This window comes from Planifilum fimeticola, assembly GCF_003001905.1.
Lineage (GTDB): Bacteria > Bacillota > Bacilli > Thermoactinomycetales > DSM-44946 > Planifilum > Planifilum fimeticola.
This window is the reverse complement of record NZ_PVNE01000001.1, coordinates 70,558-87,022: the sequence shown is the minus strand read 5'-3', so window position 1 is coordinate 87,022 and position 16,465 is coordinate 70,558. Positions and strand designations below refer to the sequence as shown.

General features: G+C 60.4%; 14 protein-coding genes. 5 read left to right on the top strand and 9 right to left on the bottom strand.

Annotated features, from left to right (window positions below; all coding sequences use genetic code 11):
• Positions 1 to 65 precede the first annotated feature (65 nt).
• The 5 genes from CLV97_RS00350 to CLV97_RS00325 all read left to right on the top strand — a co-directional run bounded on the left by CLV97_RS00350 (position 66) and on the right by CLV97_RS00325 (position 9,138).
• Positions 66 to 2,240, top strand: coding sequence for a BglG family transcription antiterminator (locus CLV97_RS00350; protein WP_106343535.1), 2,175 nt, complete (start codon positions 66 to 68; stop codon positions 2,238 to 2,240).
• The gene (locus CLV97_RS00345; RefSeq protein WP_106343534.1) at positions 2,237 to 2,512 is read left to right on the top strand and encodes a PTS sugar transporter subunit IIB; all 276 of its coding nucleotides are present in this window, start codon (positions 2,237 to 2,239) and stop codon (positions 2,510 to 2,512) included. Before CLV97_RS00350 ends, CLV97_RS00345 begins: the two co-directional genes overlap by 4 nt.
• Positions 2,513 to 2,536: 24 nt before the next feature.
• Positions 2,537 to 3,805 (top strand): PTS ascorbate transporter subunit IIC, encoded by a 1,269-nt coding sequence (locus CLV97_RS00340; protein ID WP_106343533.1) that lies wholly within the window; start codon positions 2,537 to 2,539, stop codon positions 3,803 to 3,805.
• 969 nt (positions 3,806 to 4,774) lie between these two features.
• Positions 4,775 to 7,645: a D-alanyl-D-alanine carboxypeptidase/D-alanyl-D-alanine endopeptidase gene (gene dacB, locus CLV97_RS00330; RefSeq protein WP_106343531.1), complete on the top strand. Its 2,871-nt coding sequence runs from the start codon at positions 4,775 to 4,777 to the stop codon at positions 7,643 to 7,645.
• Positions 7,642 to 9,138 (top strand): family 10 glycosylhydrolase, encoded by a 1,497-nt coding sequence (locus CLV97_RS00325; RefSeq protein WP_106343530.1) that lies wholly within the window; start codon positions 7,642 to 7,644, stop codon positions 9,136 to 9,138. Before dacB ends, CLV97_RS00325 begins: the two co-directional genes overlap by 4 nt.
• A 146-nt stretch (positions 9,139 to 9,284) precedes the next feature.
• Here the strand turns inward: CLV97_RS00325 and CLV97_RS00320 are convergent, their stop codons facing one another.
• The 9 genes from CLV97_RS00320 to CLV97_RS00280 form a co-directional block, all read right to left on the bottom strand.
• Positions 9,285 to 10,202 (bottom strand): VOC family protein, encoded by a 918-nt coding sequence (locus tag CLV97_RS00320; protein WP_106343529.1) that lies wholly within the window; start codon positions 10,200 to 10,202, stop codon positions 9,285 to 9,287.
• Between the two features lie 380 nt (positions 10,203 to 10,582).
• Positions 10,583 to 11,341, bottom strand: a complete 759-nt coding sequence (locus CLV97_RS00315; protein ID WP_106343528.1) for an ABC transporter ATP-binding protein — start codon at positions 11,339 to 11,341, stop codon at positions 10,583 to 10,585.
• 30 nt (positions 11,342 to 11,371) lie between these two features.
• Positions 11,372 to 12,145, bottom strand: coding sequence for an aliphatic sulfonate ABC transporter permease SsuC (gene ssuC / locus CLV97_RS00310; protein ID WP_106343527.1), 774 nt, complete (start codon positions 12,143 to 12,145; stop codon positions 11,372 to 11,374).
• Entirely contained in the window at positions 12,114 to 13,292 is a 1,179-nt protein-coding gene (ssuD, locus tag CLV97_RS00305) for an FMNH2-dependent alkanesulfonate monooxygenase (protein ID WP_106343526.1), read from the bottom strand. The genes ssuC and ssuD overlap by 32 nt, the downstream gene beginning before the upstream one ends.
• Entirely contained in the window at positions 13,292 to 14,299 is a 1,008-nt protein-coding gene (locus CLV97_RS00300) for a sulfonate ABC transporter substrate-binding protein (RefSeq protein WP_106343525.1), read from the bottom strand. The genes ssuD and CLV97_RS00300 overlap by 1 nt, the downstream gene beginning before the upstream one ends.
• A 5-nt stretch (positions 14,300 to 14,304) precedes the next feature.
• Entirely contained in the window at positions 14,305 to 14,838 is a 534-nt protein-coding gene (ssuE, locus tag CLV97_RS00295) for an NADPH-dependent FMN reductase (RefSeq protein WP_106343734.1), read from the bottom strand.
• A 91-nt stretch (positions 14,839 to 14,929) separates the two neighbouring features.
• Positions 14,930 to 15,124 carry a YezD family protein gene (locus tag CLV97_RS00290; protein ID WP_106343524.1) on the bottom strand — a complete coding sequence of 65 codons (195 nt, stop codon included), beginning with the start codon at positions 15,122 to 15,124 and terminating at the stop codon, positions 14,930 to 14,932.
• Positions 15,121 to 15,561: an RrF2 family transcriptional regulator gene (locus CLV97_RS00285; RefSeq protein WP_106343523.1), complete on the bottom strand. Its 441-nt coding sequence runs from the start codon at positions 15,559 to 15,561 to the stop codon at positions 15,121 to 15,123. The genes CLV97_RS00290 and CLV97_RS00285 overlap by 4 nt, the downstream gene beginning before the upstream one ends.
• A gap of 16 nt (positions 15,562 to 15,577) precedes the next feature.
• Positions 15,578 to 16,462, bottom strand: coding sequence for a sulfite exporter TauE/SafE family protein (locus CLV97_RS00280; protein WP_106343522.1), 885 nt, complete (start codon positions 16,460 to 16,462; stop codon positions 15,578 to 15,580).
• Positions 16,463 to 16,465: the final 3 nt, after the last annotated feature.

Here is a 16,465-nt window from a genome sequence, read left to right as displayed (position 1 = left end):
CGGTTTGGCGTTTATATATACTGGGTTTGAATCAGTCGTTGCCACATTGGTCGGGGGGATCGGCCATGGATGCGAGGTTGACGGAAAGACAGCGAAGGCTGGCGGGGGAGCTGCTTACGGAGACCGATCCGGTTACGGTGTCCGAATTGGCTTCCCGGTTGAAGGTGAGCCCGCGGACCATCCGGTATGATTTGGACGCCCTCCTGCCCTGGTTCGGGGAACAGGGGCTGCAATTGTCCAAAAAGCCCCGCCGCGGCGTCCAGGTGATCGGGTCCGGGGAGCGGATTCAGTCCGCTCTGCGGCAGCTGGCTTCCCTGGGAGGCAATCCGTACCGGCATCCCCTCCGGCACGAGGAACGCGTCCGGTTCATTCTCTCGCACCTTCTGAAGCATCCGGACAAAACCCGCATCCAGGATCTTGCGGACCGGTTGGGGGTATCCCGCGGAACGCTGCTCTCCGATTTGAAGGCCGTCGAAGCCAAGCTGGCCGACTATCAGATCCGCCTTCTGCGCATTCCCGGCCACGGTCTCAAGCTGGACGCCGATGAATTCCGCTGGCGTCAAGCCGCGGCCTCCTTCGTCCTCGACGGGATGGATCCGGAACAGCTGGATCATCTGCTCCGGGCCGTGGGAGGTCGGGTCCGTGCGGTGCCCGACCCCTCCTTCGCATCGCTGTTGCCGGAAGGGCTGACGGCCGCAATCGAATCCGTTCTGACCGATTTCGACTGGGGGCCCACCCTTTCCCTTTCGGACCGGGCGTACCGGGGGCTGACCGTCCACATCGCTCTGGCCGTCCTGCGCCTGAAGGAAGGGCAAGGCGTCTCGCTTCCCCCGGACCGGCTGGCCGAGCTGAAACAAAAAAGGGAATTCCGGGTGGCAAAGCGCCTGTTTTGCGCGCTGGAAGAGCGGCTCGGCGTGTCCGTCCCGGAAAGCGAAATCGGATATCTCGCCCTGCATCTGTTGGGGGCGAAGCGGGGACCCGCTCCGGTGCAGGACAGCTTCCGGGAGGAGGCGGACCCGCCGCTTCAGGAGATCGCCGGCAGGATGATTCGCATTGTGTCCGAAACCCTTCGCATTCCCCTGTATCTGGACAAGGAGCTGGCGGAGGGGCTGATCGCCCATCTTAAGCCGGTGTTGGCCCGGCTGAAATACGGCCTGCCCCTGGACAATCCGATCCTGGACGACATCCGCGCCCGTTATCCCCAGATCTACGCAGCTTCCCAAAAGGCGGCCTTTTGGCTGGGAAAGGTTGTCGGGTGCCCGATTCCTCCGGGCGAGACGGGTTACCTGGCGATGCATTTCGGGGCGGCGGTGACCCGGGTGAAAGGGGAGACGTTTTCCTCCAGGCGGATTCTCCTGGTCTGCGCCTCCGGGCTGGGAACGGCCAAGTTGCTCGAATCCACTCTCCGAAGCGAATTGCCGGGAGTGGAGTGGATCGGCACCACCAGCGTCAAGCGCGTGGCGGAAAAGATCAAGGACGGGGGCGTCGATCTGGTGATCAGCACGGTCAACCTGGATCCTCTCCCCGAGGACATCCCGGTGGTCCGCATTTCCCCGCTTCCCGGGAGGCGGGAAATCATGCAGCTGAAGGAGCGGCTCTACTTGGCCGCCCCCCTGGTTTCCGACGCCCATCTCGTCGGGGAGCTGATGGAGATCATCCAGCGGTACGCCGACATCCGCAATGCGGGCCGTTTGTCCTTTGCCGTTCGCAAGTGGCTGGAAGAACGCGTTTTGTTCCAAAAACAACGGACTGGAAGGGCAGTGAATGCACCCATGTTGGATCAACTACTGAAGCCGGAAAATATTCGCTTGCAGGTCGAATGCCGCAGCTGGCGGGAGGCGGTGGAGGCGGGGGCGGAGCCGCTTCTCCGCCAGGGGGCGGTTGAAGCGCGTTATGTCGATCAAATTCGGGAAAACCTGATAGAGCACGGCCCCTACATGGTGATCGCTCCGGGGATCGCCCTGCTGCACGCCCGTCCCGAAGACGGGGTCCGCGAGGTATGCATGAGTTTGATCACCCTGAGTCCCAGCGTTTCCTTCGGCCATCCGCAAAACGATCCCGTCGACATCGCCATCACCTTCGGAACCACGGACAACGAATCCCATGTTTACGCTCTGTCCCAGCTCATGGAGCTGTTGTCCCACCCGCCCAGTTTGCAACGTCTGCGCAGGGCGGTTCAGCCGGAGGAAGTGATCGAGATCATCGGGCCATTTGTTCAAAAAGGGGGAGAAAAGGAATGAAAAAGGTATTGGTGGTTTGCAGCAACGGTTTGGGGAGCAGCCTGATGCTCAAATCCAACATTCAAAAGGTGTGTGAAGAAAAGGGGATCGACGTGACGGTGGAGCATTGCGATCTGGGATCGGCACCGTCCATGGTCCCGGATTTTGACTTGATCGTCACCTCCGAGGGGCTGGCGGGGGAACTGCGGGGGCTCGGCGTCCCCGTCGAAACCATCGTCAACTTCATCAGCCGGGGGGAAGTGGAGGAAAAGGTTCTAAAGCATCTGCAATGATCACCTTCACAGGGGGGAACCGCGATGCGGGGATTTCTCGGTTTCATCGTCAATGACATCCTGAGTCAACCGGCGATCATCGCCGGCCTGATGGCCATGATCGGGCTGATCGCCCTTCGGAAACCCCTTCGCTCCATCGTCACCGGGACGTTGAAAACGATCGTCGGCTTTCTCATTTTGGGAGTCGGAGCGGAGGCGATCGTCCAATCCCTCAATCCGCTGGGGGAGATTTTGAACCGGGGCTTCGGCATCCAAGGCCTGATTCCCAACAACGAAGCCATCGTGGGGGTTGCCGTCAAAACCCTGGGGCAGCAGACGGCGTTGATCATGAGCCTGGGTTTTTTGTTCAACCTGTTGTTTGCGCGCCTCACTCCCTTCAAATACGTATTCTTGACGGGGCATCATACCTTTTTCATGGCGTGCCTTCTCTCCGCCGTTTTGACGGCGGCGGACATTGAGGGGACGGCGGCGATCCTGATCGGCTCCGTCCTGCTCGGGCTCTTGATGGTCGGCATTCCGGCCCTGGCCCAGCCGTTCATGCGAAAGATCACCGGCGACAACAATCTGGCCATCGGCCATTTCGGAACCTTCGGCTACATCTCCGCCGCTTTGATCGGAAAGTGGTTCGGCAATCCGGAAAAATCCACCGAAGAGCTGAAGGTTCCCCAGGGGTTGAGCTTTCTCCGGGACACCACCGTCTCCACCGCCTTGACGATGGTCATCCTCTACGTGCTGGTAGCGTTGATGGCGGGACCCGACGTGACCGCGAAGGCGGCGGGAGACCAGAATTACCTGATGTTTGCGGTGATGCAGGGTTTGATGTTCGCCGTCGGTCTGTACGTCATCCTGGCCGGGGTCCGGATGATGCTGGCGGAGATCGTTCCCGCTTTCCAAGGCATCGCGGAAAAAATCGTTCCGGACGCCAAACCGGCCCTGGATTGCCCGATCACCTTCAACTACGCCCCCACCGCCGTCATCGTCGGCTTCATCTCCAGCTTTGCCGGCGGCCTGGTGGGGTTGGCGGTCCTGGCCGCGATCGGTGCCCCGCTGATCATTCCCGGTCTGGTGCCCCATTTCTTCACCGGGGCGACGGCCGGGGTGTTCGGAAACGCCACCGGCGGCCGTCGCGGCGCCGTATTGGGAGCCTTTGTCAACGGGCTGCTCATCAGCTTTTTGCCTGCCCTGCTCCTGCCGGTGTTGGGGGACATCGGCTTTGAAAACACGACGTTCGGCGACACGGATTTCAGCGTTGTGGGCATCATCATCGGCTATCTCGCCCAGTGGCTGCAATGAGAAGCGCACCCCGGTCACTTGCCTGATCCCCGGCTTTTGCCGATGCGTTCGCGGGTTTTGCGGGTGCTGTTCAATGCGAAACCGGCTTCTTTCGGAAGAAGCCGGTGCTTTTATTTTCCGCCCGCCGGATGGGGGGAGACCGGAAGTGTGACCAGCCCTTCCGGCAACGGTCCTTTTTTCGCAACATCCCGTCTGCAACCCGTTTGATCATCCCTCCTCCGATCAGCAAGAGGGCGACAAATGTATCCAACCATGAACCCAATAGGAAAGGATGCCGGGCATCACGCGCAACAGCGGTCCGATCCGCCATCTCCACTTTAAATAAAACCGAAGCACTTTCCAGCCCGGCCCTCCATTACACGCCCTCGCTCCGTTTAATGAAGATCTTCGGGATGGAGTAAGGGGGCTACATAAGCCCCCTTTAGTATCTTGCCTCTTAAGTTTTCTGAAATATATACTTCCTAATTTGCCAATGGTTTTTACACTTTGACTCGTTAGGACGTTGTGGATGTGGCTCCATACACCCTTGCTGGGTTCGTCTTTAGACGCAGATTTGTGGTAAAGCCAGGCAAAAGAAGCGCCGCGGTGTGAAGGAGCCCGCTTGAACGCGAATCCTTGAGAATCCGAAGGGGCGAGGCGCGCCAGGCGGCCGGCGAAAAGTGCGGCATGGCCGAATGTCGATCCCGCTTTCAGCCGGAGGCGGGACCAGCTTCTCTCTTTTCCGAATGTCCCAGGCGGCGGGACATTGAGGGGCCGCTTATCGGATGACTCCTGCCGCGATAATCCGAGGAAAATTTCCGGAGTGCGATTGCATTTTTTACGGATTCGACAAGAATAGACGTTATTTTCCCAAGAATTCGTTTATTATAAAAATAGCGAAGGCGTGGCCGGCATGGATCACGGGACGCTACCCGACACCGTGGAGGCTAATCGCCGGGAGAAACCTGGAATCGATGGGAGGGCGGACACATGAAGCGTATCCCTCGCGCGCTCCTGGTCCTGACGCTTGCGCTGTTGATGGCTTTTTGGACGGCTGTGCCCGCATGGGCGGCGGAGGCGAAGACGGAAGATCTCCTTGACCGAACCCTTCGCCACTATGTGGAGGAGCTGAAGGAGGATCCCTCCGCCCGAGGGATGGTGGTCGGCTATGAGGCGGTTTCGCTGGATCGCGGGGAATCCCTTGCGTCCCTGCGCGCCGAAAAAACCTTTGTTCCCGGGCGCGTCCTGCAGCTGTTGACGGGGGCGGCGGTCCTCGACGGCTTGCCGGAGGGGATGCGCATCCCTACGGAGGTGTATGTGGACGGACAGCTGTCGGGCGGCATCCTGAAGGGGGACATCATCCTGAAGGGCTACGGCGATCCGTCCCTCAGCGCGGATCGGCTGGAGGATCTGGCCGAAGCGCTGCGGAAAAAGGGGATCCGCCAAGTGCGGGGAGATCTGATCGTGGACGATTCGTTTTTTGATGAGGTGCGGCTCGGGACGGGATGGATGTGGGATGACGAGCCTTTTCCCTCAAGCGCCCAGATCGGCGCCTTGTCCGTCGAAGGAAACACCGTCTCGGTGAAGGTGACGCCCGGGCGGCCGGGAAAGCCCCCCCACATCCAGGTCTCTCCGGTTCCGGACTACGTTCGCGTGATCAACCGGGCGAAGACGGTGCCCGGCGGCGGACAAGCCTTGACCATCGACCGGACGCGGGCGAAAAATGAATTGGTCATCACGGGAACGATCGGCAAGGATCACCCGGGGATGAAGGTGCGGCGGACGGTGGAGGATCCGGCCCGCTTTGCGGGGACCGTGTTCCGGGAGCTGCTGCGCCGGGAGGGGGTGAAGATGCACCCGGGCTCGCGGATCGTCGCCGGAGAGAAGGGGCCGGAGGCGAAGCGGGTCGGCAGGGTGGTTTCGCCGGAGCTGGACCGGCTTTTGGAACACATGGTGCGGGAGGGAGATTCCTTCTACGCGGAGATGTTGCTGAAACAGCTGGGGGCGAACGCGGCCGGGGAGGGCAGCTTCGAGGCGGGCCTTGAGGCGGTGGAGGATTTCGCCCGCCGGATCGGGATGGATACGGGGTTCGCCCAGGTGGACGGATCGGGCCTGTCCCGGATGAATGTGATTGCCCCGGCTCATCTGGTTCAGCTTCTTGCGGCCATGGAGAAGCACCCGGAAAGGGAGCGCTTCGATGAGCTGCTTTCCGCATCGGGAACCTGCAAGCCCCTCGCGGGCCGGATCAAGGAAAAAACCCTGCGGGTGATCTGCGGGGAGGCGGACGGCTCCGCCGGGATGGCCGGCATCGTGACCGGGCGAGGGGGCGACCGGATTGCCTTTGCGGTTTTGGCGAACGGGGTAAGCGACGTAAGCGCCGCCCGGGCGCTGTTGGGCCGGATTGGTGCGGCCCTCGCCGCTTACCCGGAGCTGCCGGATCCGGGGGACCTGCCGGAGGAGAAGGTGTATCCCCTTTCCGGACTGCTTGACCCGCTCCTGGAAGAGGAGAGTTACCGGGGCGCGATCGCGGGAGTGCTGGTCCGTTCGATGGACCGGGGAGAAACCCTGTACGCCCGTGACTCGGAGGCGCTCCTTACGCCGGCGTCCAACACCAAGCTGTTCACTACCGCCGCCGCGCTGGACGGTTTGGGGGCCGATTACCGTTTCAAGACGGAGGTTTACCGAAGCGGCTCCCTTGCCGGGGGCGTGCTGGCCGGCGATGTGATCATCAAGGGTTTCGGGGATCCCACCCTGGCTACCGAGGATTCGCTGCGGGTGCAGGAGGGGCCCACCGTGGAAGCCATCGCCCGGGATCTGAAGAAACGGGGCATTCGCCGCATTTTGGGCGATATTGTGGTGGATGCGGGAGCGTTTTCCGGAGAGGTGTACGGTACGGGATGGGCCTGGGATGACGAGAGCGGATATTACCAGCCCCAGATTACGGCCCTTTCGATCAACCGGGGGACCGTCCGCTTCGATTACCTTCCGGGGGAGAAGCCGGGCGATCCGATTCGGCTTCAGCTGACTCCCCAAACCGATTATGTGGAGGTGATCAACGAGGCGGTCACCGGTCCGGAGAATTCCAAAAACACCCTCAGGCTAGAGCGCGACCGGGGAACGAACCGGATCCGGATCACCGGAAGTCTCCCGCTAAATTTCAGCGGGGATTACACCCGCGTCCCGGTGGAAAATCCCCACCTGTATGCGGGGCAGGTGTTGAAGGAGCGATTGGAGGAGGAAGGGATCGCCTTTGCTCCCGGCAGCCGGGTGAGGGAGGGCCAAAAGCCGGCCGGCGCCAAGCGGCTGGCCACCTACAAGTCTCCTCCCCTTTCGGAAGTGGTCCATTACATGAACAAGGCGAGCGACAACTATTACGCCGAGATGATTCTCCGGACCCTGGGTCTGGAGAAAACGGGGAAGGGAACAGCGGAGAGCGGCATCGAGGGGGTGATGAAATATGCGAAGCGTTCCGGCATGGACCGCCATTTCAACCTGAAGGACGGATCGGGCCTGACCCGATACAACCGGGTCTCCGTGGAACAGATCGTGAAGTTGTTGTCGTCGGTGGCCGAGCAGCCGATTGAAGAGCCCTTTGTCGAGTCCCTGCCGGTCGCCGGCGTGGACGGAACGCTGAGCAGCCGGATGCGCGACACGGCCGCCGCGGGCAATCTGCGCGGCAAAACGGGATCGCTGACCCGCGTGAGCGCCCTTTCCGGCTACCTGCGCACCCGGGACGGCGAGCGGATCGTCTACGCCATCCTGCTGAACGGGCATTCGGAAGGGTCCCTCAAGAGTTTGGAGGATCGCATCGGAACGGCCCTGGCGGAGTATTCCAGGAGCGAACAGGAGGGAGAGCCGTGAGAAAATGGGTTGCGGGGCTTGCCCTGATGTCGGTGCTGATGCTGGCCGCCTATCCGGCTTCGGCGGCGGAATCTTCGCAGGAAAAGGAGTTTCGCGCCTTCTGGGTCGACGCCTTCCATGACGGAATCAAAACCCCCGAACAGGTGGACAAGCTGGTCGCCGATGCCCGGAAGGCCAATGTGAACGCCTTGATCGTCCAGGTCAGGCGGCGCGGGGATGCCTACTTCAACCGGGCGCTTGAGCCCCGTACGGAGGATCCCGCCCTGCAGCCGGACTTTGACGCGCTCCAGTACCTGATCGACAAGGCCCACGGCGGATCACCGCGGATCGAAGTGCATGCCTGGCTGGCCACGCTGCCGATCTGGAACTCGGCGACTCCGCCCAAATCCCCCGACCACGTATTCAATCAGCACGGCCCGTCGGCGGAGGGACGGGACTACTGGCTGATGACCCGGGTGGACGGGGCGGAGCGGAGCGGGAACGACTATGTGCTGGATCCCGGCCATCCGGATGCGGTGGAATATACGGTGGAGCAATACCTCAACGTGGTTCGGGAATACGATGTGGACGGGATCCATCTCGATCTGGTCCGCTACATGGGAGTCGACTGGGGATACAACCCCACCAGTCTTGAGCGGTATCGGGCGGAAACGGGCGCCGTCGGCACCCCCGACCCCCAGGATGAAAGGTGGAAGCAGTGGCGGAGGGAACAGGTGACCAATCTGATGCGGCAAGTCTATCTGCGCTCCATCGCCATCCGGCCGGACATCAAGGTGAGCGCGGCGGTGATCGCCTGGGGGAAGGGGCCGACCAGCGAGGAGGAATACCGGGAGTCGGCGCCGATGCAGCAGGTGATGCAGGATTGGAACGGTTGGCTTTCGGAGGGGATCATCGACATGGCCATCCCGATGAATTATGATCGGGAACACGTGCCCGACCAGAAATTGTGGTTCGACCAGTGGATCACCTGGGAGAAGGATCATCAATACGGGCGGCACGTCGTCATCGGACCGGCGGCGTATCTCAACTCCATTTCCGGCACCCTGGACCAGATCCGGCGGGCCCAGGCGCCTTCCCCGAGCGGGAACCGGGCGGCGGGGGTGAGCCTGTACAGCTATGCGGAGACGAATATGGACGGCATCTCCAACGACGTCTTTTATGCGGCCCTTTCCGGTTCCAATCCCTACGGAGAGCCGGTTTTCCCCGAGTGGGCGGAGGTTCCCGACATGCCCTGGAAAACCGTTCCCCAAAAAGGGTTCTTGATGGGCAAGGTGAAGGGGATGCGCGGCCCCGCGGACGGAGTCAAGGTGAAGCTGAGGGGGCCGAAGGGAGTCCTCCGGGAAACGCGTACGGACGGCAACGGCTTTTTCGGATTTTCGGATCTCTCCCCCGGCAACTATGTCATCCAGGTGGACAAGCGGGTGGCCGCGGTGAAGGTGACCAAAGTGAAAGCCGGAAACGTGGCCGAGGTGAACATGCAACTCATCAAATGAAAAAGGGTTCAAGCCGGTTTCCGGAAGCGGAAGCCGGCTTTTCATTCACGATTTCCGATTCTACCTGATTTAAAATTAGCTAGAGACGGGATACCGTCGGGATCGGCGGAATGGATCTGATTTGGATACTCCGATTTTTCACAGGGTTATTCTCCTCGAAGCGCTTTCTCCAAATCCGCAATGTGAAACTTTTTCATCTTCAGGAACGCCCGCGTGACGCGATCAAGTTGTTCCGGCGTGCACTCGGTCATCATCTCGTCCAGTGCGACGGGGACGATCTGCCACGAGACGCCGTATCGGTCTTTGAGCCAGCCGCACTGTTCAGCTTCGGGAACCGCAGAAAGTTTTTCCCAGTAGTAGTCGATTTCCTCCTGCGTCTCACAATAGACGATCAGGGAAATCGCCTCGTTGAAATTGAAGTGTTTCCGCGCGCTGTCCATTGCCGCAAGCCAAGTGTTTTCCAGCATAAAGCCGGAGAACATCACGGTTCCCTCTTTGTCTGGATCGTGGCTGGAATAACGAAAGAGGGCACCGGGTTTGGAATTCCGGAAGACGGAAAGATAGAACTCACGCGCCTCTTCCGCTTTTCCGCAGTTTTTGCCCGTGAACATCAGGGAAGGCATAACCGTGGGGCGCGGCTTATCCTCCGGATTCGTCAGAATGAGCTGCCATGTGACGCCGTACTTGTCCTTGATCCAGCCATACCGCTCGCTGAAGGGGTACTTATCCAGCGGCATCAGCGTGGTGCCGCCTTCGGACAACTTGTACCACACCTCATCTATTAGTTCTCTCGCGTTTTTTTCCCGGGACGGATCAAAATGGACGATGAACGAAATGGAAGGGTTGAACTGAAAGAAGGGCCCGGCGGAGATGGCCTGAAACGGATGTCCCCAAATGGTGAACGAAACAACATCGCAATCTCCTGAGGGCGTATTGCGCAACGTCGTCGTGCTCGTGATTTTTGAATCGGGAAAGACGGAGCAATAGAATCTCGAAGCTTCCATCGCCTCCTTGTCGAACCACAGGTGGGGGGTGATGAGTCTGACAGGCTTGGCATCGCTCATGACTTTTTCCTCCATAAACGGAAATATGAAGCTCGTTTCTTAGAATATATCACAAAGATGCATACAACATTTCTTTGCGTTTGCGGTTTTGAAAACGGGCTCGGAATGATCCGGGCCGTGGAACGGGACTCCGGAAAGGGAGGAAAGAAAAAACCCCTGTTCAGGGGCTGCCTGTTTTGCTTGTGCCGGACTCCCCGTTCCCTTTTCAACACCGGAGCGACGAAGCCCTTTCAGCGCGATCGGTTTTCGCGCAGAGGGTATGTAAGGAACGGGACGGTTGCCATCTCAAAAGCGAACAATGCCGAAAGGTTTCTCCCCTTGAACGGCCGAAATCGTTTGCCCGAACGAAAGGATAATCGACCGCCCCGTCCGCAAAAGCCCTATAAAATCTGCCGGCTGTTTACCGGCGATTGCATAACCCGGTCCAGGATCCTTCCGACCAGGGATGCGAACTTCGCACTGCTCCGCTGCCTCGGACGCGGCAGGGAAACCTTCAGGTCCAACGCGATTTTTCCCCCTTCGAGCAGCACCACCCGGTCCGCCAGGGCAACCGCTTCCTCCACGTCATGGGTGACCAATAGGGCGGTAAACCCCTGTTCCCTCCACAACGCTTCGATCAGCCGCTGCATTTCGATCCGCGTCAGCGCATCCAGCGCCCCCAAAGGTTCATCCAGCAATAGCAGGCGGGGACGGCTGACCAGCGCCCGGGCCAGGGCGACCCGCTGGCGCTGCCCCCCTGAGAGCACGGCGGGCCACTCTTCGCCAAATTCGGCCAGTCCGGCTTGATCCAGCGCCTCGGCGGTCCGTTTTTCCTTTTCCCGCTCGCCGTCGATCCCCAGGGCCACGTTGTCGGCCACCTTCTGCCACGGAAGGAGGCGCGGTTCCTGAAACATCACCCGGACTGCGGGGTTCAACCCCCGCACAGGCGCGCCGTCCAGGGCGATACTTCCCACCGTGGGCGTTTCCAGTCCGGCGATCAAGCGCAGCAGCGTGCTTTTCCCGCACCCCGACCGGCCGACGATGGCCACGAATTCGCCGGCGTTCACCTGAAGATCGACTCCATTCAAGACCGGGCGTTCCCCGAACCGCTTCTGAAGGCCGGTGATCTCCAACCGGGTGCCTCCAGGAACCTGTTCCATCGGAAAACCCTCCTTCGCTTTCGTGTCTCGCTATTGGCCTGCCCGCCAGCGCAGGCACCGCTTTTCCAGCCCTCGGGCCAGCACATCGGCCAGCTTGCCGAGCAGGGCGTACAACAGGATGCTCAGGACCACCACATCCATCTGCATGAACTCCCGGGCGTTCATCGCCATATAGCCGATGCCGGTGTCGGAAGAGATGGTTTCCGCCACGATCAGGGTCAACCACATGATTCCGAGGGAATATCTCACCCCGACCAGGACGGAGGGCAGCGCCCCTGGCAAGATCACCTTCCGAAGGAGCGTCCAGCCCCGGAGGCCGTATACCTTTGCCATCTCGATCAGCCCGGGATCCACGGAGCGGATTCCGTGATACGTGTTCAAATAGATGGGAAAGAACACGCCCAGTGCGACCAGGAACAATTTCACCTCCTCGCCGATGCCGAACCACAGGATGGCCAGGGGGATCAGGGCGAGGTGGGGGATGTTGCGGAGCATCTGGACGGTGGTGTCCAGCAGTCGTTCCGCCACCGGAAACAGGCCGTTCAGAAATCCCAGCGCAAGTCCGATGCTTCCCCCGATCAACAATCCCCACAGCGCCCGGAAGGTGCTGTCCCCGATATAGCGGAAGAGCTCTCCCGACGCGGCCAGACGGACGGCAGCCTCGATCACGCCGGTCGGTTCCGGGAGTGTTCTCGATGAAATCCAGCCGATCTGCCCCAGCAGCTGCCAGAGAATCACCAACGTGACGGGGAGGCTCCAGGGGATCAGGGGTTCAACCGCTTTTCGCAGTCGTCGGCCGGTCATCGGCTCCCCCTCCTTTCCCTTCTCCGGGAAAGTGGTCATTGGCGATGATTTCACCGAAAGGGCTGATGATCTGCTGTCTCGGGGCGGAAGGGACGTTTTGGAGGGGCAGTTCCGGGAAGAGCAGTTCGGCCACCCGGTACGCCTCTTCCAGATGGGGATATCCCGACAAGATGAAGGTGTCGATCCCCAGTGCGGCGTATTCCTTCATCCGTTCCGCCACCGTGCGCGGATCGCCGACGAGGGCGGTGCCGGCGCCGCCCCGGACCAGACCGATTCCGGCCCAGAGGTTGGGGCTCACCTCCAGATCGGTTTTCTTGAAGCCGCTCAGCTGGGACATGCGCCGCTGTCCGACGGAATCGGATCGGGAGAGGGCCCGTTTGGAAGCCTGGATCACCTTGTCGTCCACATACCGGATCAGGCGGTTGGCCGCGTCCCAGGCTTCCCGTTCCGTTTCCCGCACGATCACGTGCAGCCGGATGCCGAATCGTACCGTCCTCCCCTGCTTTTCGGCCAGCAGGCGCACTTGCTGGATTTTTTGGGCAACCTGCTTCGGAGGTTCCCCCCAAGTGAGGTAGACGTCCACATGTTTGGCCGCCACTTTCATGGCCGCCTCGGATGAACCGCCGAAATACAGGGGGGGATAGGGGGTTTGCACCGGCGGAAACAGGAGCTTTCCGCCCCGGATGTCCAGATGCCGTCCCCTCAGCGTCACTTCTCTTCCCCGCATCTCTTCCCGCCAGACGGTGAGGAACTCGTCGGTCAGCTCATAACGGGTGTCATGGTCCAGGTGGATTCCGTCCCCGGCCAGTTCCACGGGATCCCCGCCGGTCACCACATTGATCAAAAGGCGTCCGCCGGAGAGACGGTCGAAGGTGGCGGCCATGCGCGCCGCCGCGGAGGGGGAGATGAGGCCGGGACGGACCGCGATCAGAAAACGCATGCGCTCGGTGACGGACAGCAGGGAAGCGCCCACCACCCATGCGTCTTCGCAGGAACGCCCCGTGGGCAGAAGCGCCCCGGCGTATCCCAAGTGATCCACCGCCTGTGCGAGTTGTTTCAGGTACGCATGGTCGACGGCGCGTCCTCCCCTAGCGGTGCCCAGGTAACGCCCGTCCCCGTGGGTGGGAATAAACCAAAAGATGTTCATCATTTCTCCTTCCTTTCTTTTGAAGATTTTTCACCAAACCAGACCGCCTGCTTTACCCGAATGTTTTCGGGGATCAAGCCCGCCTCGAAAAAGGTGTCCGCAATCTGCTGCTGCTCCTCGACGATCGCATTATTCATCGGGACAAGTCCGTATTTCGAGCGCGTGATGGCTTTCTCTACCGTTTTCACATCCATTCCGATCTGTTTGGAGAGGAGCCGGGAGGTTTCTTCGGGGTGCTCATTGAACCAATCCGTCGTTTTCTTCAACTCCTCCAGAAATATTAGGATGATCTCCTCGCGTTCCTGGACGAAGGTCTCGGAGGCGAGGATAAATTCGCGGTTGGTCGTGTAGCCCCGGGCATCGGTGATGGTGCGGGCTCCCAGATCCCTTTCCGCCGAGGCGTAATAGGGATCCCAGATCACCCAGGCATCGATGCTCTTCTTGGCAAAGGCCGCCCGGGCGTCCGCCGGGGGGAGATAGACGGGTTGGATGTCTTCGTATTTCAACCCTTCCTTGTCCAGCGCTTGCAGCAAAAGATAGTGCACATTGGATCCCTTGTTCAGGGCCACTTTTTTCCCCCGCAGATCCTTTACGCTTCGGATGGGGGAATCCGCGGGCACCACGATCGCTTCGTTCTCCGGTTTGGGAACGCCGGAGGCGATATACAAGAGGGGCGTTTTCGCCGCTTGGGCGAAGATCGGCGGCGTGTTGCCGGTGTGCCCGATGTCGATGCTGCCGACATTCATCGCCTCCAAAAGCTGCGGGCCGGCGGGAAAATGGATCCATTCCACCCGTACTCCCCGGGGTTCCAGGCGCTTTTCCAACGTTCCGCGGGCCTTCAGGATGCTGAGGGTTCCAAACTTCTGGTAGCCGATCCGCAATGTCTTTTCCTGATTCTCTGTGGCGGATGAGCCGCAGCCTGCGGCCCACAACGCCAATCCCGCCGACAGCAGGAGGAGGGAGAACCAGCGCGCCTTCAGTATCAACCGCTTTCGACCTATGGACATCCGTTTCACTCCCTTTGGGTCAGGTTTCTGACAAACCGCTCCAGCGACGTCCGGATGCGCTCTTCCGCCTCGCCCTCCAGCAGAATCTTTTCCTGATAACGACGGATCCAGCGATCGTGGATATAGATACCGCTCAACACGTTCTGAGCGCCGAGGGCGTAAAGCACCGGTTTCAGCGCATAATCGATTACCAGCAGATGGGCCAGGGTACCCCCCACTGCGATGGGCCAGACGACTTTTCCCGCCAAAACATCTTGGGGAAGCAGATCCAGATACGCCTTCAGCAATCCCGCATAGGAGGCCTTGTAAACCGGGGTGGCGATGATGACGCCTTCGGCCTGTTCCAGAAGGCGAGCCGTGTTTTGGACCCGCGGGCTGTCGAAGCGGGCATAGACCAGATCTTCAGGCGGCAATTCGCGGACTTCGATCGAATCCGTCTGCCAGCCCTTTGCGGCGGGCAGGCCTTTGATGTATTCCACCACGGCCTTTGTCCGGGAGGAAGGTGAAGGACTGCCGGAAATCGTGACAATGCGCGCCATCATGGGCATCCTCCTTTCAAAAATGAAAGACCCCATCCCTTCTGACGAGAGATGAGGCCTCCGGTTGTCCGGTCGGCGGGTTTTTTCGGTTTCATTTAGTCGGCTTTCGGGCCGATCGGTCCGGCGCGGAGTTGGATGATGCCGGGGGGAAGCGATGTTTTTCGGTCCGGTCGATCTGTACGATTTGCGAATTGTGGACGGTGATCAGGACGGTACCGTATTCCAGGCCTTCCAGTGCGCGGATGATTTGCCGGATTTGCGACTGGGAGATGGAAGGGGCGTTCATCTGACATCCATCCTCTCCTTTCCGGTCTGAATGCGACCACGGAGCAGGTCGTCCAGCGTCGTTTGCTCCAGCAGGCGGGCCACCGTGTCCCGGATCAGGGCCCACAGCGGCTTCAAGAGACAACCCTCCTCCAAGGGACAGGGTTCGTAGGCGGTCACGCTGACACACCCCATCGGAGCCAGCGGCCCCTCCAACCGGCGGATCACTTCCCCGATCACGATTTGGTCGGACGGAAGCCGCAACGTGTATCCTCCCCGAATTCCCCGTTTGCTCGTCACATATCCCAGTTTTTTGAGCTGCAAGAGGATCTGTTCCAGGTAGTTGATCGGCACCCGGGTTGTCGCGGAGATGTCGGCGACGGGGATCACTTCATTTGGATGCTGTCCCAGCAGGATCAAAGCCCGCAGGGCATATTCACCCCGGGTGGACACTTTCATGGTCTCAGCCCCCTCTTTATTGGGACAGAAAGGCCCTTTTGCGGCTGATGATCAATTTCCGCACGGCCAGCGCCACGCTTCCCGCCCAAACCAAGTAGAGGAAGCCGTAAATCGACGCATGCCAGGAGACGGGAATCCAACCGAAGCTGTTCAGCAGGGTCTTTGCATTGGTGACGATAATCAGTCCCCCGACCAGGACGCCCAGCAGGCGGGAGGGGATGATGCGGACCAGCCAGGCGGCGATGGGTGCGGCTATGATCCCGCCGGCCATCAGCGCCGCCATCCACGGCCAGTGGAAATTTTCCGGCCCGAGGGAGATCAGGAAACCGAGGGTGGCGGATACGGCGATGGCAAATTCACTGGTGTCGACGGTGCCGATCACCTTTCGCGTTTCCATTTCATTGCGGCTGAGGAGGATCGGCGTGCTCAGGGGCCCCCACCCTCCGCCGCCGGTGGAATCAGCGAAGCCGGCGACCAATCCCAAGGGGATGAGCAGTCGGGAGGGCGGTTTTTTGTCCGATTTGACCCGGTTTTCCTCGCCGAAGAGGAACCGGCTCAACACGTAGATTCCGAGGACGAAGAGAAACGCGGCGATGTAGGGTTTGGCCAGATCTCCCGGGAGGTTGCTCAGGAAGCAGGCTCCGGTGAAGGCGCCGATCGAACCGGGGATGACCAGTTTCTTCACCACGGTTTTGTCCACGTTCCCGAATTTCAGATGGGAGATGCCCGAAGCGGCCGTCGTCACCACCTCCGCCATGTGGACCGAAGCGGAAGCCACCGCCGGCGCGATCCCGAACAGGAGCAACAGGGAAGTGGACGTCACGCCGTATGCCATTCCCAATGAACCGTCAACCAACTGCGCGGCAAATCCGATTAGCGCGAACACAATCAATTTTTTCACATC